The sequence below is a fragment of the Roseburia sp. OM04-10BH genome, from assembly GCF_003462605.1.
GTDB classification, from domain to species: Bacteria; Bacillota; Clostridia; order Lachnospirales; family Lachnospiraceae; genus Roseburia_C; species Roseburia_C amylophila.
Genome location: NZ_QTZI01000016.1, coordinates 35,261 through 53,757 on the forward strand (window position 1 = coordinate 35,261; position 18,497 = coordinate 53,757).

The following is an 18,497-nucleotide window of genomic DNA, read 5'->3' on the forward strand; positions in this document are numbered from 1 at the left end:
GTGCAGAAAGGAGACAGGAGTACATTGCAGAAATCAAAACGAATACGGGCAGTAATGATAAAGGTTTATAAGTGAATATCGTAGTTATGCAAAGGCAGTCAATAATGGCTGCCTTTTGTCATGCAAAAAATAAGCAGATGGAGGAAATACTATGGCAGAATCTAAAACAGAAAAACAGAAAGTACAGGAAATAACGGAGAAGCTAGAGCAGGGTATCAAGGAGCTTTTTGAAAGCGAGAAGTACAAGACTTATCTGAATACCATGTCAAAATTCCATAATTACAGCTTTAACAATACTATGTTAATTGCGATGCAAAAGCCAGACGCTACGTTAGTGGCCGGATTCAAGGCTTGGCAGAAGAATTTTGACAGGCACGTTAAGAAGGGGGAAAAGGGTATTCGTATCCTTGCCCCGGCACCCTATAAAATCAAAGAGGAGAGGGACAAGATTGATCCGGTCACACAAGAACTTTTACTTGATAAGGACGGAAATCCGCAGAAAGAAGAAGTCGAGATAACAATTCCGGCATTCCGGGCAGTATCCGTTTTTGATGTGGCGCAGACAGACGGAAAGCCGATACCGGAACTTGCGGCAAAGGAGCTTCTTTCAGATGTGGAAGGGTATCAGGATATGATTCGTGCAGTAGAAGCCATTTCACCAGTACCGATTGAACTGGAGGAGATAGCCGGAGATTCCAAAGGCTACTATGACAGGGAAGCAAAGCGGATTGCGGTGCAGGAAAACATGAGCGAGGGCCAGACCTTAAAGACCATGATCCATGAGGTGGCTCACTCCAAGCTGCACAGCAAGGAAGTGGAGCAAGATGAGCAGATGAAAAAAGACCGCAATACCAAAGAAGTGGAAGCTGAGAGCATAGCTTATACAGTATGTCAGCATTTTGGAGTGGACACTTCCGATTATTCCTTTGGATATATTGCCGGATGGAGCAGTGGCAGAGATACCAAGGAACTGAGAGCTTCCATGGATACGATACGGAGGACAGCTTCGGAGTTGATTACCGGGATAGAGGAACAATTACAGGAATTACAAAGGAACAGGGAAGTATCACAGGAACAGACAAAGGAAAGTATTCTCCTCATACAGAATACTGACCTTTCAGAGTTCAGTCTGCTTGATGTATATGGCATGGACAGACCGGAACTGATGCAGGCATTGTCAGAAATGACAGACGATGACAAGTTGAGCATACAGGCATATTTGGAAAGCAGGGGTGCATGGACAACGGAAATCGGCAATCAGGATTCCAGAGAGTACGGAGAGTATCATCTGGATGTGCGTTATAACACAGATACAGATGAGCTGATTGATATGAAGGAGAGAAAGGCGATCTATGATAAGGCAATGGAGCCGATCAATGCCGATGATGTGGTTGTTAAGTTCGCTTCCGTCTTTGAAAGCGAATGGGAGGTCTTGAAAATCACAAATATATCGAGGGAAGATGTCGGGAAAATTCTTAAAGATATGGCTTCTCTTTATGAAAATGAATGGGATGGCAATTACCTTTCATATATGGAAAAGCAGGGAGCGAAAATCACGTTACTTGCGTCCAGTAGTAAGGGATTAAATGGAAATATGCCGGATTTTTGGGATTATGAATACGATTTTGATGCAGGTCTGACGGATGTGGAGGAACTGTCTGTCATGCAACATGCAGAGCATATCATTAACCGATTGGAACATGGACAGCCTGCCTTTTCCGAGGCTGAAAGAAATTTGATTGTAAATTATGCCTACAAGCTGGGGAACATTGAAAAAACCAGGGAGCTTGCAGAACATATCTATGCACAGGAAGTGGATGGAAATCAGGATGTTGCATTAGCAATGATTGATGCAGAGGCGGAAATCGACGCACTTCCGGATAGCATGGTAGGTGTATCTGAAATGCAGGAATATGGCTATACATGGAATGAAATGTTTCCTCTGACACAGGAAAGGGCAATAGAACTATTTGATCATGATTTGCCTGTGTATCTTCTGCATACGGACGGTTCCGAGACTACTGTATCCGATAGAAAACAGATTACAGAACATGACGGGATGTGTGGCATTGAAAAAGGGGACTGGCTGAATGAACGAAAGCTCCAGATGATGCAGGAAGAACTTTCAGAGAGTGATTCCAACAGGGAAGCACAGCTTTTGTATGGAAATACCGATAAATATGGCATTTATCAGTTGAAGGATGATCCTGAACTGGATAAGTTTCGCTTTGAAGGAACGGAAAGCCTGAAGCGTATGAGAATAACCAAAGATAATTTTGATGCTGTATTGCCGGAAAATTATAAGCTCGTGTATATGGGAGAACTGACGGAATTGCAGGGACAGACACAGTCGGAAACATTGGAAGCAATCTATACAAAGTTCAATATTGACCACCCGGCAGATTATAAGGCTCATTCGCTTTCAGTCAGCGACATTGTAGTATTGCATGAGGATGGCGAGAACAGCGCACACTTTGTTGATTCTTTTGGATTTACGGAACTGCCGAAATTTATGCTGACATTGGAAGGCAAGGAGAACGAAATACAGACAGAGCTTGCGGTACATATCGCAGACCGTTATATCCTTATGCATGAATGTGATGAAGGATACGATTACTCCATTCTGAATGAACAGTATCACTTGCTAGATGGCGGTGTTTATGACAATCCGGATATTACGATTCAAAGAGCAATGGATATGGTAATTGCAGATCTGAAAGAACCACGCTTTTCATCAGTCACAGAGCAGTATTATCGTGACGAATATTTGCAGGGTGAAGTGTATGCAGGTTCCGAAGCAGAGATTGTTGATTTTGTGGAACTTTCGGAGAAAGCCGAGGAAGTGGAACAGGCAGATTTAGAAGCAAAGCAGGCAGAATTTAGAGAGAACAATCCGGATGTGGTTGCAGATTTCCGGGCAAAGACGGAAGAACTGTTTCATAGTCTGGACGGACAGAGTGCGGACGATATAGAAAAAACGGTATATGCCTATGTACAGTCGCAGATAGACGAGTATGGACTGGATGCACAGATTGTTGATGTGGTGGTATCCGGAAGCCGATGCAGAGGTATTGAGCAGGAAAATTCGGATTTGGATGTAGTTGTGGAATACACAGGCTCAACCAGAGAAGATGACCTTTTCAATATGCTACATGAGGACAGCATTTATATCGCAGGTATTCAGGTGGATATTAACCCGATTACAGAGGGTAGAACCGGAACACTAGAGACATATCTTCCGGAGGTGGAAACCTACCTGCAGGAGAAGGCACAGCAGGAGCAGATCAACAATCAGCTTGTCACGCAGGGGAGAGAATTGGTGCAGGAACAAAACGCACTTGTATCAGAAGAAAAAGTGCTTTCTGAACTGGAAAAAGAGCCTGTAATTGAACCAGAGACAGTCCATATCACATTTACCGTTGCGGAGTGTGGGGAATTTCATAATATGGGTGAATACCATGAGGGCATTGAAACGATAGAGGAAGCTATGAAACTTTACAATGCCATTGATCCTTCCCGTATGCATGGGATTCCTTCTATTGGTGTAAATATGCACATCGAGGGGACTGAAGAATGGGAAGATGAGCAGGCAGACATTGTAAGCGGCAAGAGAATTGATGTGGATTTCCTGAATTATACACCGGAGCTTCGTGATACACCAAAGGTGCAGGACGCAATTAAAAAGCTGATTGCGGCATATCCGGAGAAAGATGTGATTGATATGGAGACAAAAGAGCAGAAGATACAGACACTTGCGGCAGAGCTTGACCAGTTATCCTATGATATTGACACTTTTGAATACAGAGATTCGGTGCCGGACAGGGAAGCACAGGTTCAGATGATTGCAAATGATATAAGAAGTGGCAATGTAAAGCCATTACAAATTTTTTTGCAGACATCTATTGATGAGGGGATAGATGCAGACAGCGAAAGACAGGCAAAGGAATTGCTTGCAAAGCTGGCAGAATATAAGCCACTTGCCAAAATCGAGGAGATTGAGGAACAGAATTACAACATGATTGATGACAGGCTGAACAATGGCGTGGAGAAATTCAATCGTGAGGAAGAAAAAAAAGAACAGCAGGAAAAGCCTCAGGCACGTTCTTCCCTAAAAGAGCGACTTGCAGCCAAACAGAAGGAAGTGGCACAGGGAAACAATAAGGATACGAAGGAACTGGAAAAATCAAAAAATTCACATAGGGAGATGTAGGATGATGAATAAATTCACAGTAGAAGAAATCAATTTCATGTGTGTTTTTGAGACACAGAACAGAATGAAGATGATGGAAAAAATCAGATGGATAATGCCGTACATAAAGGACAGCGATATGGAAGATCTTTCTAGGCAGGTGTTGAGAAAGTTGGATGGCATGACAGATAAGGAATTTGCGAAAAATTCATTAGAAGCGGTAGAAGAATAGCAGTATCGAGTGGGTAGTCAGTTGCAATGGCTGGCTACCTGCTTTTTTATTTTGGCAAATTTTTGGCATATAAAATTGATTGAGAAAAATCATGGGGTAAGGTATAATTTCGGTATGAGTCATGAGATCAGATGAAAAATGAATGTTTCTATTTTAGAAAATACCTGACAATTATAGACAGTTTGGAGGTTCTAGTGTGAAAAATGAAAAATTAGAAATAATAGAAAGTAACGAATTTCAAAATTTATTTGATAAATCAAAAAAGCTGATTGACAGTGCCAGAAGTAATATGGGACAAATGGCAAATGCAATTACAGTTCTTACCAGTTTTCTGCTTGGAAGATATATTATCGAGCAGGAACAGCAGGGTTCAGAAAGAGCAAAATATGGAGCAAAAGTCTTGGATTCTTTGTCATCATATCTGACAGAAGAATATGGCAGAGGTTTTTCAAGAAGCAATGTTGCTGGAATGCGTCAATTTTACATGGCTTACAAAGATAGAGAAGATGAAATTATCCAATCGGGAATTGGACAATTTGAACAGGCTTTTGGAATTGTCCAATCAGGAATTGGACAATTAGAAACGGCATACAAAAAAATACCATTTAAGTTGAGCTGGACGCATTATCAGATTCTTATGCGTATAGAAGATAAGGATGAAAGAGATTTCTATGAGAAGGAAGCAATACGGTCTAACTGGAATGTAAGTACCCTGAAAAGACAATTCCATTCCAGTTTATATGAAAGACTTGCACTGAGCAGGGATAAAAATGATGTGATGCGTTTGGCAAATGAAGGAGCTATTCCGCAGAAACCGGAAGATATTTTACATACGCCATATGTATTGGAATTTGCAGGACTGGAGGATAAAGCATCATACCATGAAAGTGATTTGGAATCAGCCGTAATAGGAAAAATGCAGAAATTCCTTCTTGAATTAGGAAAAGGCTTTCTCTTTGAACAGCGGCAAAAGAGATTTACATTTAATGACAAAAATTTTTATGTTGATCTGGTTCTGTATAACAGGCTTTTAAGGTGTTATGTTTTGATTGATTTTAAGATTGATGAGCTTACACATCAGGATTTAGGACAGATGCAGATGTATGTAAATTATTATGATCGCTATGAAAAAATTGAGGGAGAAAATCCAACAATAGGTATTTTACTCTGCAAGCAAAGTGATGAGGCTCTGGTAGATTTGACACTTCCGGAAAATGCTAATATTTATGCAAAAGAGTATAAATTATATTTGCCGGATAAGAAACTGTTACAGAAAAAATTAAAAGAATGGTTAGATGAAGAACAAAATTGATTTAGAGGGGAGAGTGCTATCTATGGGATAGGATTCTCCCCCCATTTTTATAAGCTGTGATTTCTGTTTTTGGTCTGTTGTGCCTGCACCGGATCGGTTTGTGTCCGTCCGAGATAACGATTAAGATTTTCCTGTTTCCGCTTCAAATCCCGCACCTCTTTTTCACAGCTCTTGTAGGTTGCGGTCAGTTCTTTTTTCTGCGTTTCCAATGCCTGATATTCGGCTTGCAGCTTATCTACATTCAATCCTTTTAGCTTGATGCCTGCCTGCTCAAGCACACGCCTTGCTCCACCATATAGGATGATCTGGCTCTCGTATCTGCGGAAATAAGCGTCCGGGTTCTTGGCTTTCTTGTAAGCGATATGATAGGAGCGGTTGTCTCTGTACTGCTCGGCATATTTGATGATTTCCGCAAGGTTTTTCATGCGGTGTTCCAGTTCCACAACGCTCTGTTTGGCGGACTTGCCCACTTCGGCTTTTACAGTAATTTTATGCTCCAGATCGGAGAGAGAACCAGCTTCATTATAGCTTTGTGCGGCGATCTTTAGATTCTCGATTGCCGCCCACTGTTGCAGTCCGGGACTGTTCTGGAATTTCTCGTCCGAGGTGTCAATGATCCTGCGGGCGGAGTAGTCCTTTTTCGGGATCACTGCCTTTCGTTCCCGTTTCTTTTCGATGCGTTCCCGGATACGTTCCTTTGTGTATTCTTTCCCTAAAGACCTCGTACTGCCACGGACAAAACGCTCCTTGTCCAGAGGTCGGAAAGAAATATATTTCGCAGCATTTTCTCCAAAAGTTTCCCCTTTGATTTCGTAACCTTTTGCCCGCATTAGAAGCAGAAATTCTTCGTAAGAGAAAGCCGATTTGATACAAAAATTGATGTCCCGTCTGAGCTGTGTTTTCCAGGTCGAACCATTCTGATCAGACTGCCATTCCTTGTATTTTTTGCCACGTTCACCGCCGGGAATGATGACAGAAAGATTGTGTTCCTTACACAACTCATCACTCAAGTGGCGGATGCGGTGGTAGGTATGTGTGCAGTCATGGTATTTGTTATATTCAATATTGTCAGCCGCACAAAAGATGATATGGTTGTGTATATGCCCCTTATCAATATGCGTGGTGACAACATACGAATATTGCCCCTCTAAAACCTTGTCTGCAAGCTCTTTTCCGATGCGGTGCGCTTCCTCATAACCGACCTCGCCCGGAGCAAAAGCCTGTATGAGATGATAGGCTTTGTTGGGACTGTTTTCCCTGCAATGGTCAAGTGTATATTTAAAGTCGATCGCCGCAGTTTCGGGCGCACACGCATAAGACGAAACATAGATTTGTTCGTCGGTTTTGTCCGGGTTGCAGATATATTCTATGGCTTTATCAACGGTTGCTTTGATAGCATGGATTTTTGTGTATGCCATACTTTATTCATCAACTCCTTCACTTCGTCTATGTCCTCCTGATAAATGTTTCCGGTGCTGTTTACCCGCTTTGCGATTTGGTTCAAACTGGAGCTAATACGTCCCAGTTCCGTATTGTAATTTCGTAGGTAACTGTAATCGACATCGTATACATATCCATACAAAATGAGCTTACGCAGGAAGGCAGACATACTCTTCATGCCGGATGCTTTGAATTTGGTATGGAGGATGTACTGCTCATCATCATTTAGATAAAATTGTACCGGGGTGGTTCGGTTTCGCTTTGCCATTTCTGTCACTTCCTTTCTGGTTTTGGGTACAAAAAAACTGCTGTAAAATGTTCGATTTTTACAACAGTTTGTTTCAAGTTTTGTTCAGTTTTGGGTATAACTATCCACAGCAAATTGTAGCAAAAGCGGCAGGAAAGGTCAAGGTATTCAGGTGCAGAACTGAAGAACTGAAGAAAACTAAAAGAGGGTTAGGGATACTTCCCTATGGAAATTCACCAACACAGACGGTAGGAAAGTGCGGGGAATTTCGCCTGTGTCATGACACAGGCAGTGCTTGCTATGTGTGTTTTCGACACTCCAAAAGGGTGTGTCGGTGTTCCGATTGCTTAGGCAATCTGATTGGAACACATATCTTGGGCTGATAGAATTACTTTAGCTATTTTTTGTCCACTTGCGCTATTAAACTGTCCATTTGCGCTATCGGCTTCAGAAATTTTTATATAATTTCCGATATAATAATCGAAAAGAAAAAAGAGGTGGAACATGATAAGAATTGCAATATGTGATGATGAAAAGAACATACGAACCTATCTTTCATCACTTGTCAGGAAACAGAACATAGAATGTGAAATCACAGAGTATGCTTCCACTGATGAATACCTGTCAGATCAAAAGGAGCATGATTTGCTGTTTCTGGATATTGAAATGAAAAGCGTTGCGTCCGGTATGGACGGTATGAGCATGGCAAAACAGATCAGGGCAACGGAGCTTACAAAGCAGCCAATTATTATATTTGTTACAGGCTATGAAAAATATGTCTATGATGCTTTTGATGTAGGAGCATTTCAATACCTGTTAAAGCCTATTGATGAACAGAGATTTGCCCAAGTTTTCCGGCGGGCAGCCGAACAGATTATATCAGAAGCGGAGCAGCAGAAGAAAACGCTGGTTATCCAATATGCCAATACGAGCAAGGCTATACCGTTAGATCATATTTACTATCTGGAAAGCCAGAGCCACAAAGTTGTAATTCATATGAATGAGGAAGAACTGGAATATTATGCAAAGCTCGGAGATTTGGAAGAAGAATTGCAGGGTCAGTTTTTCCGTATTCATAAGGGATATTTAGTCAATCTTGCCTGCATAGATGAGTACAACAAGACAGAAGTAACGCTTGTCAATGGAGATAAGCTGCTGATTTCAAAATATAAATATCCGGACTTTGTAAAAGCATATCTCCGGTATATGCAGTAGGAGGACAGCGGATGAGTGAAACAGAGTTTGTGTTGTTCCAAAATATAATAGGCGGAATTGAAACTTTTTTATATGCAGTCTGTCTGACAGCTTTTTTCTATCCATTTATGACAGAAAAGAAAGAACGACAGGGAAGTAAATTAAAAAAGATACTAATAGTTTTTGGAAGTTATATAGCCATATCCCTTATTGGAAACTTTGTTCCTGCTTATGGGTGGTTAGGTTTGATGATTGTAATAATTTTATTGACGGCATCTTCTGGCTATTTAGGCATGAATAGAAATTTTACATTTTTTATGGGGATTATATTTTTCTGCATTAGAAATTTAAGTATGCTGATTGTGGAAAGTATAGATTTCTTTACAAGCAGATATTGGGTGCAGGAAAAAACATTAGTAGAGGATATTTTTCGTAATGCATCATTGAATTACATTTTTATTGCCGCATTTAGAATCTTCTTGTTTTTAATTATGCTTTTTGTTGTTGGACACCGATTAGGAAAACAAAAGATAGAACTGCAAATAAGGGAATTGTGCTATCTGATTTTGACACCGATAGTGGCAATTTTATTTGGAAATATTATTGTCCGGCTTTGGATAGTGGTGAAAGATGATTTGATTTTTCAACTTTATGAACAATATCCAATATTTCTGGGAATAGTGCCAGTAATTGCAATTTTATTCTATGCAGGAATTTTAATCACAATAGTGTCCTATCAGGAGATGGAAAAACTTCAGGAAGAAAAGAAAAAGCATTTTATTGAAGAACAACAGGTTCATTCAATACAGGAGCGAATGGAGGAAGTAGAGCAGTTTTATAACGGAATACGGCAGATGAAGCATGAAATGAGAAATCATTTGACGAATATCAAGGGACTTATGGAGAGTGGCAATTATGAGGATATGCAACAATATCTGTCAAAAATGGATGAGAGTATGAATGTGTTTGAGATAACTATTCAGACAGGCAATGCTGTTACGGATGTGATTGTAAATGATAAGCAGAAAGCAGCAAGCAAACAGGGAGTACAATTTCAATCGGAGTTCTCTTATCCGGTATCAGACAGATATGATGCGTATGATATTGGAATTATCGTCAACAATTTGTTGCAAAATGCACTTGAAGCCTGTGAAAAAATGAATACGGGGGAAAGATATATTACGCTGTCTGGAAAACAAAAAAGAAAATTTTTTCTGATAGAAGTAAGAAATTCTTTTGACGGGGAAATCAAGTTTGATAGCAATACAAATCTTCCAGTTTCCGATAAAGAAAAAGATATTTCCTTACATGGAATAGGATTATCCAATGTAAAGAGAGAAGTAGAGAAGTACATGGGAGATTTAGATATTAAGGTAAAGAAAAATGAGTTTAGTGTAACAATATTGTTACAAGAAAGGAGAACAGAAAATGAGTATTAGTGGTGTAAATGGTATTGGCGCAACTGCCTACGCTTATATGAACAGCAGTATGAAAACAACAGGGGAAGGCAATTTTGCAAGTGAAGTACAAAAGGCAGAGGAAAGACAGAGCACAACATCAACTACCTCTGCATGGGCGGGGGATATGGTTATTTCGCAGCCACCAAATTATAGTGGCTTTACATATGATAGTTCTATTTCCAATAAGACCAAAGAGGAAATGACAATGGACGAATATAAGCAATGGGTTATGAATGAAATGTCTCAGATGCCTGTGAGCGGATGGTATCGTTCCACATGTGTTGGAGGTTCACTGATTATTACAGATGAAGCATTTGAAAAGATGAAAAGTGATCCAGAATGGGAAAATACTGTCATGAATATGGTAAGAAAGATGTATTCCACAAATGGCATAATGGGATCGAAAATGATTGGTTTTCAAGTCATTGGTGCTTCGCCGGAAGAATGCTATGGTGAAGGTATACCCGTAAAAAGTGACAGTAACTCGGATGACTTATCAGATGATGAAGAATCATGGTGGGAGAAACGCCATGAAGAATTTGAAGAAATTATAGCAGAACAAATAAAGGAGGCACAGGAAAAGGCGAGAGCACAAAAAGAACTAGCATGGGCAAATTATTTAAACAGTCAGTTGGTTAGTCAGCAGAGATTACAAAGCTTTCTTATTGAGAGTGTGCAAAGTGGACAGGATAGAACAAATATATCAGCTTTTCAGCCGATGGGTGTGTCAGCCTACGAGGACACAATAAGTACATTTAGTAAGAGCGTGATAGAAAGTCAAAAGCTTTAAACGAGGAGGTTTAAAAGTATGGATATACAGGCACTTGGAATGCTGAGTAATATAACAGCAATTGTGCAAAAACAAAATGTGAATACTATTGAAGGTGATATAAATGTAGAAAAGGATTTTTACGGAACTCTTAGAGAACAGCAGATAAACTGTGTAAAAGAAGATATATATAATAAATTTCATATTGATGTGGGAGCTGCAAATGGCTATTTTGAGTGTTATATTCCAAGTGATGTGCTATATAAAATGAATACAGATACAGCATTAAGACAAAAAGTTTATGATATGCTTGCAGATTATAGCAGCGATAAATTCAAACTAACGATGCAGACACTTAATCCGCCTGTAAAAAAATGTACACTGGTTTTTGATGATAATGGTGAGATAGTTGCCACATTAGAGCCAGATGTAGGTGGAGAGAAGGCGATTTCGGAGAGGTCAATGGATACTTATATGCGATACATAAAAGAAGTTGGTATATATTCTGCTATGACAGGCAGAAGTGCATAGGCAATTCAGACTGACAGAGGAATTGCAGAAAGGTTGAAAAAATCATGGATATACAGGCACTTGGAATATTAAGTAGTATTACAATGCAGGAAAATGTTAATGTGGTAAGAAATACAGGAAATGACTTTAGGGAAGTGTTTGAAAAAATCACAGGTGGAGAATTAGCAAGAGAAATTGGTAATAGCTATAATGTAACATTAAATGTGGGTAGCATAGTAAGTTGTCAGCAGTTGCTTGATGAATATGATATGAGAGGTACAAATCATGTCATAATTTCCCCGGAAACATTATCAAAAATGGAGAGTGATCCAGCTTTGAAGAAGAGCGTGCTGAGTAAAATTGAAGAATTTTGCAGTTCTGAATCTCAGAAAGAAATACAAGCTTTATCGCCGCCGGTAAAAAGCGCTGGAATGATAATATATCCGGACGGAAGCACACTTTATTGGCTGGAGGGTTATCCGAATGAAATAGGAAATGAAAAGGATAAAAAAATAGTAAATGAAATGTCGATAAGTGAATCGTTTCAAAAGTATAGTGATACAAATTATCAAGCAACAGAAAATAATTTGGAATCTATTATGCAGATTATGGCAACGGAATATAAAAGGAAGAGTATTTCATAAATATTGTAAAAAAGAGAATGCTTGGACTCATAACGAGGAAGCATAGGCAATTCTGACTGACAGGGGATTGGCATAAAAGGATAATATTCAGAAAAAAAATTTATGATTTTAGGAAATAAGTTAATGCAGGATTTGTTTTACTGTAAAAAACAAAATATTTCAAAATAGGAGGGAAACAATGATTAATATAAAATCTTATTATGTGAATCCAAACAATAGAGTACTTACATCTAATATCAAGAATACAGAATTAAGGATAGAGAAGCTTTTAATCTGAAAACATCAGGAAGCAGTTTGGAACAACCGGAAAAATAATTTTCGTTATAGTATATAGGATAAATAAGAAAAACCAAACAGCAGATAACGTACTGCTTGGCTGGATATGGAAATCATTCTTTTGTATTGACCAGAGCTTTAGCAGTAGATAAAAGTAATAAGGCAGGTGATGTGTATGGGAAAATGCTAGTTCTGACATTTGAAGATAGTGAGGAAGAAATTCTGAATCATATAATATCCTGTGTCAGTATGGGAGTAAGAGCATTTCAAGTAATTGAAAATACAAAAACGAATTTGAGTTTTAATGGATTGGAAATAGATGATATAAATCGTTCGGTAAGAAAACAGAAACAGGAAATAGATTTGACATTTACAGAGTTTGAAATCCTTTATCTGTTAGCCAACAATCCAGGCAGAGTGTTCAGCAAGGAGCAGATTTATGATATTGTCTGGAAGGAATCCTATTCCGGCGATTACAACATCGTCATGAGCCATATACGCAACATACGAGAAAAGATAGAGGATAACCCGAGCAAGCCTGTTTACATACAGACGGTATGGGGTGTAGGCTATCGTTTCAACAAAAATTTAAGCAGCGGTCTGTAAAGAACAAATACAGATCACTGCTTATTTTTCATTTCTGACACCTAAAAGATATTCACAAGATACATGAAAAAATTCAGCAAGGGCAACCACTTCATAATCCGGTACAAAGCGTGTCCCTTGTTCTATTCGTAATACGGTCAAATCGCTAAATTCATATCCGGCAAGCTGGAGCTGTTCTGCCAGTGCTTTTTGCGATAGCTGCCTTTCAGTTCGCAATTCCTTTACTCTCTGACCTATCAGATTTTTGGAATTGCTTTCTTTATTCCAGTAAATTTTCATATCATCACCAACTTTCTAAAGATGAAGTGCCACATGATTGATTTTACGGAATAATCTTGATAATATACTTCTAAAGATGAAGTACGAAAAAATATTGTTGTAAGAAATTTTAGGATTGATAATACTGCCTGTAAAATGCAATACTTATTTAGAGAAAGGTGGACACAAAATGAATGAAGTATTTGAAAGATTATCTGATGTTTTTGAGGAGCTTCGAAGCGATGCAGGCGAACGGGAGTATTCCATACAGACGGAGGAAGCAAAGAAGGCGGATAAGGAACTGAAAAAAGAAAACCGGGAATATGAAAAATTCTTATCTGACCTTTCTACAGAGCAGAGAAATTTTTTAGAAAACTATATGGATATTGTAGACCATGCACACTTTCAGGAACAACAGAGAGCCTATTATCAGGGGATAGTAGATGCAGTACAGATACTTGCTGGACTTGGGATTGTTAAAGAGAGTGTTAAGGTAAAAGAGTTACTGAATACAATAATGAAATAAGTAAGCAGGGTGGAGCGTTTAATCATGGAATTTCCACCCTGTTTTTCTTCAGAATAATTCAGAAACAATCCAGAAAAAATCGAAATCTTTCTGCTATTCTGTCTCATGGGTTTTATATGTACGAAGATAGGCTTCCACAAGTGCAAGAATAGTGGTGATCTGATCGTCCGTACATTCTGAAAGATAAACCAGCAGCCTTTGGTAATCCAGATTATCGGTTGGAGCTGCCGGATAAAAAAACGGATCAGCAGAGATATGTAAAGCACGAATGAGTTGTCCGAGTTTTTCAAGACTTGGAACATTGCCATGATTTTCAATCTCTTTGATATATCTTGATGAGACACCGGATTTTTCGGATAACTCATCATAAGTCAGCTTTTGGTCTAATCTGGCTTTCTTCAGGCGAAAACCCATGTCTTTATCAATTTTCTTAGATTTAGCCATATCATGCACCTCCGTATATAGTGTATAGTTCACCATTTAAAAAGAAAATGAACTAATAACACACTATATAAGAGGGGAATAATGCACTTAAATAAAATAAGAAACTTTGGATATTGCATATAAAAAAACGCAGTATTCAAAGGTTTTTTCTCATGTTTTTATCCTTTGAATGTGTTTGGGAGAGTTATGGATTCTGAACCGTTGAAAGGATATTTTTGTATTTGGGAAATATTATCCTGCCCATTGCGTGGAAGGACAGCTAAATAGGTCGCATTTTAAGTAATGCGGCAAATTCTACAATTGAAAGTGCATTATATACACTCGTAGAATGTGGAGAAAATTTAATATCAGATATAAACAGCGTCCTGTGGGTATATGCCCATAAGGGCGTTTTTTATATACAGAAAAATTTTCCTAAAAATTTTTCAATCCACCCGAACATCTTTCCAGTTTCATTTGGGAGATACACCGGAAGGGAAAAAGGGCAAAAGCCTTGGCATTCGGAACGGGAGGAGGTGAACTCGTATGGGGCAACCTTCTTCTAAGGATGAAATGACTATCCGGCACCAGTTTGACCGGTTATGCCAGATGGCATTAAAAGGCGAAGCTGTAAATTATTACAAACACATGGACTATCGCAGGAAACACGAAGTTACATTCTCTGAACTGTCGGAAAAGGAGTTGAGCAAATTATTTACTATGGATGAGTATGGAACAGAATATCATCATTTTGAAGTGCATGGCTATGACATTGAAGTAAAAAATACCCTGATTGCTGAAGCTTTGAAGGAACTTACAGAAAGAAAAAGGAATGTTATTTTACTTTCATATTTTATGGAAATGAGCGATGCGGATATTGCAAGAGAAATGAATCTGGTTCGCAGTACCATTCATGAACACAGGACACGCTCACTTGAAATTTTGAAGCAGATCATGGAAGGAATAGCAGATGAAAAAGATGTATAAAAGCAGAAATGAGGAAAATTTGTTGCCTTTCCATATTATAAAGGCAGCATCAGAGGGCGATGTAAGTGCCATCAATACAGTGTTAAAACACTATGAGGGATACATAATCAAATTGTCTACCAGAAAGTTATATGACGAAAGCGGACAGGTGCATTACTGCATTGATGAAACGCTGCGCCGCAGATTGGAAACCAAGCTGATTACAAAAATATTGGCTTTTGAAGTTGCATAGCATCCGGTCAGAAAATTCCCTTTCTATTCATTGATTGGAAATGATGCAGCGTTGTACCTTGACAACTGAATATTGATTTGCATACAGGACGTGAGGATATGTGGAGCCACTAGGTAGGTTCGCAAAGATGTACCTGCTCTTTTTTGGGTGAACGTGAAGAAATGTTGAAACATTACATTGAAGCAAAGGTATGGAGCGAGAAAAATCTGACAAAATGTGTGGCAGTAACACAGGGCGATGAAGCATATCTGTAATAATGATACTTCCGGATTGTAAAGAAATTTGCAGTCCGGTCAATTTGAATGACGGTGCAAGACCGATGTGGGCAGAGTAATGACCTGCCACCTGTATTGCATTTTTATCTGCCGATGAGAGCCGGCAAGTGAATTGTAGGTTGTCATTGGCAGATAAAATGCGTGTTAAATTTAAGGAGGATTTGAGTAATGCAGAGGATGCCAAAGGCAATAAATAAAAAAAGACTGGTCAGATATAAGGAAGGGGCAGAAATGTACAGCATGGGTATGAATAAATTTCAGACTCTTGCCAAAGATGCGGGAGCAATTCTGAAGATAGACAGAATGGTGTTAGTAGACCTTGATGTGTTTGACCAATATCTTGAGTCATTTCGGGTGAAATAAATTTTGCAGACAAGGAAAAAGATTTTGGTTTAACCAAAATTCACTTGACTTTTGGTTAAACAGAAAGTATAATGATTATGAAATGGATGGAGGTGTATATTGTGGCTAGAACAGGTAGACCGAAGTCTGATAATCCTAAAAAAACTCTTATCGGATTAAAACTGACGGAGGAAGAAGCTGCAAGACTGAAAGGATATGCGTCCAAACATGACATGACCATAACGCAGGTGCTACAAAGAGGTATTGATATGCAGTATGCAATGGATAAACCGGCTGAGTAGCTAGTACAAAATCTCTTTCCTTGAGAGAGGAGACGAGATGGCGAAATCAAGAAAGGATAACAAAGGGAGAGTATTAAGAAAAGGCGAAACTCAACGCAGTTGCGATGGTAAGTATGTATATACTTATGTTGATCCGGAAGGAAAGCGCCGGAGCATCTATTCTAAGGACATCATGGAATTGCGGGAGAGAGAAGTTAAACTGATGAAAGATCAGCTTGATGGGTTGGATGCGTATGCAGCCGGAACATCTACAATCAATTTTGTTTTTGACAGATATATATCGACAAAGGCAGAGTTGAGGGAAACAACAATGCGGAACTATAAATATATGTATGATCGCTTTATACGAGGTGGATTTGGCAAGAAGAAAATTGCCGCTGTGAAGTATTCTGATGTATTGCAGTTCTATCAGCATTTGTTGAAAGAAAAGGAAATGCAGATAAATACGCTAGAAACAATTCATACTGTTTTACACCCGACATTTCAGCTTGCTGTGCGTGATAACATCATTCGTGTTAATCCAAGCGATGGAGTAATGGCACAGATTAAAAAGCAACCGGGGAAAAATCATGGTGTGAGACACGCTTTGACAGTGGAACAACAGAGAGCCTTTATACGCTATATTGATGAAAGTCCTACATTTTACCACTGGGCATCATTTTTTAAGTTCCTACTTGGAACAGGTTGTCGAATTGGAGAAGCAATCGGTATCCGATGGGAAGACATTGATTTTGAAAAAAGGACGATAAGTATCAATCATAGCGTGGTTTATTACAGTAGAGAGTTCAAAGAACATCCGATATGTTCATTTGCTGTATCTCTTCCAAAGACAGAAGCTGGTATACGCACGATTCCGATGATGGATACGGTTTATGATGCACTCCAGATGGAATTGGATGACCAGAAGGAACATGGATTTAATGAAACAGTGATTGATGGGATGAAAGGATTTATCTTTATGAATCGTTTTGGCAATATCCATAATCCGCAAGCTGTAAACAGAGCAATCAAGCGTATATATGAAGCACACAATGCAGAAGAAGTGGTAAAAGCTGCAAAACAGCACAGAGAGCCTGTGGTAATACCACATTTTTCATGTCATCATTTGCGACATACCTTTTGTTCAAGGTTTTGCGAAAATGAAACAAACTTAAAGGTAATTCAGTCTATTATGGGACACGCAAATATCGAAACAACCATGGATATTTATGCGGAAGTTACCGATACTAAAAAGCAGGAAGCAATTCAAAATTTAGCACACAATTTAGATGTATTTTAGGAAAGAGTCCGGCATGGACTGACGAGAGTACGACAAAATGTGTGCCATACGACAAGAGTACGACAAATTCAAGTGGTGTAATCAGCATAAATATGTTATTATGATAATGTTGGAACACCGAAAAAGGCTTTATTAAAGGAAAAAGCGTCAATGTAAATTAAATTGATGTGAAATCCCGACGATGAAGTCCTTAGATGGTGTAAATAAGAAAAATGATGTAAATAATATAGCTTCTGAAGCACCTGAAAAAAATGTAAAAACTGAGTCTGAAAAGATTGATTTTTCTAAAGTAAAGATTGAGCCTTTGTTTGAGGAAATGGTAGACTTTGATACATTCAGCAAGTCAGATTTCCGTGCAGTAAAGGTTAAAGAGTGTGTTGCAGTACCGAAGTCAAAGAAACTGTTACAGTTTACTCTTGATGACGGAACAGGCACAGACAGAACCATTTTAAGCGGTATTCATAGCTTTTATGAGCCGGAGGAACTGGTTGGAAAGACTCTTATCGCTATCACAAATCTTCCACCGAGAGCGATGATGGGCATTGACTCTTGCGGTATGCTCCTCAGTGCTATTCATGAAGAAGAAGGCGAAGAAAAGCTTCATCTTCTGATGGTAGATGACCACATTCCGGCAGGTGCAAAGCTCTATTAAGATGAGAAACTGAGCCTTGCGGCGGTGTGCGCTTGCGAACACCGACATAAGGCGAAAAACGCACGGAGACGCCAGTCGACGTGATGTAAAGATGTACCGTTTTACCAAATAGACGGGACGTACTTCATTTGATAAAAAACTAAAAAAACAGCGATTTACATCAAACTTACATCAATTGATGCAGAAATCGGTGCAAGCAAGAAAAAATCGCATAATTAGTGCAATGAGTGGGCAATTCCAATCGGAGTTGCCCATTTTTAAAACAAACAGAAATACAAATCAGAGTTTGTGATGGTAGATAATATGGAATGGTTTAATGTTTTTGGGCTGATTTTTATTGCA

General features: G+C 39.0%; 19 protein-coding genes and 1 pseudogene. 16 read left to right on the forward strand and 4 right to left on the reverse strand.

Annotation, left to right across the window (positions count from 1 at the left end):
• Positions 1–151: 151 nt before the first annotated feature.
• The 3 genes from DXB43_RS15830 to DXB43_RS13600 all read left to right on the forward strand — a co-directional run bounded on the left by DXB43_RS15830 (position 152) and on the right by DXB43_RS13600 (position 5,733).
• On the forward strand, positions 152–4,210 hold the full coding sequence (locus tag DXB43_RS15830) for a YodL domain-containing protein (RefSeq protein WP_117947818.1): 4,059 nt from the start codon (positions 152–154) through the stop codon (positions 4,208–4,210).
• A gap of 1 nt (position 4,211) precedes the next feature.
• The gene (locus DXB43_RS13595; protein ID WP_330417893.1) at positions 4,212–4,421 is read left to right on the forward strand and encodes a transposon-transfer assisting family protein; all 210 of its coding nucleotides are present in this window, start codon (positions 4,212–4,214) and stop codon (positions 4,419–4,421) included.
• Positions 4,422–4,617: 196 nt separating this feature from the next.
• Positions 4,618–5,733 (forward strand): PDDEXK nuclease domain-containing protein, encoded by a 1,116-nt coding sequence (locus DXB43_RS13600; RefSeq protein WP_117947819.1) that lies wholly within the window; start codon positions 4,618–4,620, stop codon positions 5,731–5,733.
• A 47-nt stretch (positions 5,734–5,780) separates the two neighbouring features.
• Here the strand turns inward: DXB43_RS13600 and DXB43_RS13605 are convergent, their stop codons facing one another.
• The gene (locus tag DXB43_RS13605; RefSeq protein WP_117947820.1) at positions 5,781–7,151 is read right to left on the reverse strand and encodes a relaxase/mobilization nuclease domain-containing protein; all 1,371 of its coding nucleotides are present in this window, start codon (positions 7,149–7,151) and stop codon (positions 5,781–5,783) included.
• Positions 7,100–7,441, reverse strand: a complete 342-nt coding sequence (locus DXB43_RS13610) for a MobC family plasmid mobilization relaxosome protein (RefSeq protein ID WP_055061311.1) — start codon at positions 7,439–7,441, stop codon at positions 7,100–7,102. Before DXB43_RS13610 ends, DXB43_RS13605 begins: the two co-directional genes overlap by 52 nt.
• Before the next feature lie 483 nt (positions 7,442–7,924).
• Here DXB43_RS13610 and DXB43_RS13615 point away from each other — a divergent pair, with 483 nt between their 5' ends.
• The 6 genes from DXB43_RS13615 (at position 7,925) to DXB43_RS13640 (ending at position 12,879) form a co-directional block, all read left to right on the forward strand.
• Positions 7,925–8,635, forward strand: coding sequence for a LytR/AlgR family response regulator transcription factor (locus DXB43_RS13615; RefSeq protein WP_055264237.1), 711 nt, complete (start codon positions 7,925–7,927; stop codon positions 8,633–8,635).
• A gap of 11 nt (positions 8,636–8,646) precedes the next feature.
• Positions 8,647–10,053 (forward strand): sensor histidine kinase, encoded by a 1,407-nt coding sequence (locus DXB43_RS13620; RefSeq protein ID WP_006859239.1) that lies wholly within the window; start codon positions 8,647–8,649, stop codon positions 10,051–10,053.
• Positions 10,043–10,864 (forward strand): hypothetical protein, encoded by an 822-nt coding sequence (locus DXB43_RS13625; RefSeq protein ID WP_117947821.1) that lies wholly within the window; start codon positions 10,043–10,045, stop codon positions 10,862–10,864. Before DXB43_RS13620 ends, DXB43_RS13625 begins: the two co-directional genes overlap by 11 nt.
• An 18-nt stretch (positions 10,865–10,882) precedes the next feature.
• Positions 10,883–11,374, forward strand: coding sequence for a hypothetical protein (locus DXB43_RS13630; protein WP_117947822.1), 492 nt, complete (start codon positions 10,883–10,885; stop codon positions 11,372–11,374).
• Positions 11,375–11,418: 44 nt separating this feature from the next.
• The gene (locus DXB43_RS13635; protein ID WP_055264386.1) at positions 11,419–11,997 is read left to right on the forward strand and encodes a DUF6033 family protein; all 579 of its coding nucleotides are present in this window, start codon (positions 11,419–11,421) and stop codon (positions 11,995–11,997) included.
• A gap of 372 nt (positions 11,998–12,369) precedes the next feature.
• The gene (locus DXB43_RS13640) at positions 12,370–12,879 is read left to right on the forward strand and encodes a winged helix-turn-helix domain-containing protein (RefSeq protein ID WP_330417550.1); all 510 of its coding nucleotides are present in this window, start codon (positions 12,370–12,372) and stop codon (positions 12,877–12,879) included.
• Between the two features lie 21 nt (positions 12,880–12,900).
• On the opposite strand, the gene DXB43_RS13645 is transcribed toward DXB43_RS13640, so the two are convergent.
• Positions 12,901–13,158, reverse strand: coding sequence for a helix-turn-helix domain-containing protein (locus DXB43_RS13645; protein WP_006859232.1), 258 nt, complete (start codon positions 13,156–13,158; stop codon positions 12,901–12,903).
• 169 nt (positions 13,159–13,327) lie between these two features.
• On the opposite strand from DXB43_RS13645, the gene DXB43_RS13650 reads away from it, so the two are divergent.
• Positions 13,328–13,663, forward strand: coding sequence for a hypothetical protein (locus DXB43_RS13650; RefSeq protein WP_006859231.1), 336 nt, complete (start codon positions 13,328–13,330; stop codon positions 13,661–13,663).
• A gap of 93 nt (positions 13,664–13,756) precedes the next feature.
• Here DXB43_RS13650 and DXB43_RS13655 read toward each other — a convergent pair whose 3' ends face one another.
• On the reverse strand, positions 13,757–14,107 hold the full coding sequence (locus tag DXB43_RS13655) for a helix-turn-helix domain-containing protein (protein ID WP_171029199.1): 351 nt from the start codon (positions 14,105–14,107) through the stop codon (positions 13,757–13,759).
• Between the two features lie 525 nt (positions 14,108–14,632).
• On the opposite strand from DXB43_RS13655, the gene DXB43_RS13660 reads away from it, so the two are divergent.
• The 6 genes and pseudogenes from DXB43_RS13660 to DXB43_RS13685 all read left to right on the forward strand — a co-directional run.
• A complete protein-coding gene (locus tag DXB43_RS13660) occupies positions 14,633–15,073 on the forward strand; it encodes a sigma-70 family RNA polymerase sigma factor (RefSeq protein ID WP_117947823.1) in 441 nt (146 codons plus the stop codon).
• Positions 15,057–15,305, forward strand: a complete 249-nt coding sequence (locus DXB43_RS13665; RefSeq protein ID WP_006859229.1) for a helix-turn-helix domain-containing protein — start codon at positions 15,057–15,059, stop codon at positions 15,303–15,305. Before DXB43_RS13660 ends, DXB43_RS13665 begins: the two co-directional genes overlap by 17 nt.
• 443 nt (positions 15,306–15,748) lie before the next feature.
• Positions 15,749–15,943 (forward strand): DUF6462 family protein, encoded by a 195-nt coding sequence (locus DXB43_RS13670; RefSeq protein ID WP_006859228.1) that lies wholly within the window; start codon positions 15,749–15,751, stop codon positions 15,941–15,943.
• Between the two features lie 101 nt (positions 15,944–16,044).
• The gene (locus tag DXB43_RS13675; RefSeq protein ID WP_227700698.1) at positions 16,045–16,224 is read left to right on the forward strand and encodes a hypothetical protein; all 180 of its coding nucleotides are present in this window, start codon (positions 16,045–16,047) and stop codon (positions 16,222–16,224) included.
• Between the two features lie 37 nt (positions 16,225–16,261).
• Positions 16,262–17,503 (forward strand): tyrosine-type recombinase/integrase, encoded by a 1,242-nt coding sequence (locus DXB43_RS13680; protein ID WP_117947824.1) that lies wholly within the window; start codon positions 16,262–16,264, stop codon positions 17,501–17,503.
• A gap of 175 nt (positions 17,504–17,678) precedes the next feature.
• Positions 17,679–18,155 (forward strand): annotated as a pseudogene (locus DXB43_RS13685) (lysine--tRNA ligase); the annotation flags it as partial.
• Between the last annotated feature and the right edge of the window lie 342 nt (positions 18,156–18,497).

Coding starts and splice junctions, on each gene's coding strand:
- DXB43_RS13680 (WP_117947824.1), top strand. CDS start 16,262: ATGGCGAAATCAAGAAAGGATAACAAAGGGAGAGTATTAAGAAAAGGC.
- DXB43_RS13595 (WP_330417893.1), top strand. CDS start 4,212: ATGATGAATAAATTCACAGTAGAAGAAATCAATTTCATGTGTGTTTTT.
- DXB43_RS13665 (WP_006859229.1), top strand. CDS start 15,057: ATGAAAAAGATGTATAAAAGCAGAAATGAGGAAAATTTGTTGCCTTTC.
- DXB43_RS13650 (WP_006859231.1), top strand. CDS start 13,328: ATGAATGAAGTATTTGAAAGATTATCTGATGTTTTTGAGGAGCTTCGA.
- DXB43_RS13610 (WP_055061311.1), bottom strand. CDS start 7,441: ATGGCAAAGCGAAACCGAACCACCCCGGTACAATTTTATCTAAATGAT.
- DXB43_RS13670 (WP_006859228.1), top strand. CDS start 15,749: ATGCAGAGGATGCCAAAGGCAATAAATAAAAAAAGACTGGTCAGATAT.
- DXB43_RS13655 (WP_171029199.1), bottom strand. CDS start 14,107: ATGGCTAAATCTAAGAAAATTGATAAAGACATGGGTTTTCGCCTGAAG.
- DXB43_RS13615 (WP_055264237.1), top strand. CDS start 7,925: ATGATAAGAATTGCAATATGTGATGATGAAAAGAACATACGAACCTAT.
- DXB43_RS15830 (WP_117947818.1), top strand. CDS start 152: ATGGCAGAATCTAAAACAGAAAAACAGAAAGTACAGGAAATAACGGAG.
- DXB43_RS13625 (WP_117947821.1), top strand. CDS start 10,043: ATGAGTATTAGTGGTGTAAATGGTATTGGCGCAACTGCCTACGCTTAT.
- DXB43_RS13645 (WP_006859232.1), bottom strand. CDS start 13,158: ATGAAAATTTACTGGAATAAAGAAAGCAATTCCAAAAATCTGATAGGT.
- DXB43_RS13605 (WP_117947820.1), bottom strand. CDS start 7,151: ATGGCATACACAAAAATCCATGCTATCAAAGCAACCGTTGATAAAGCC.
- DXB43_RS13660 (WP_117947823.1), top strand. CDS start 14,633: ATGGGGCAACCTTCTTCTAAGGATGAAATGACTATCCGGCACCAGTTT.
- DXB43_RS13635 (WP_055264386.1), top strand. CDS start 11,419: ATGGATATACAGGCACTTGGAATATTAAGTAGTATTACAATGCAGGAA.
- DXB43_RS13630 (WP_117947822.1), top strand. CDS start 10,883: ATGGATATACAGGCACTTGGAATGCTGAGTAATATAACAGCAATTGTG.
- DXB43_RS13620 (WP_006859239.1), top strand. CDS start 8,647: ATGAGTGAAACAGAGTTTGTGTTGTTCCAAAATATAATAGGCGGAATT.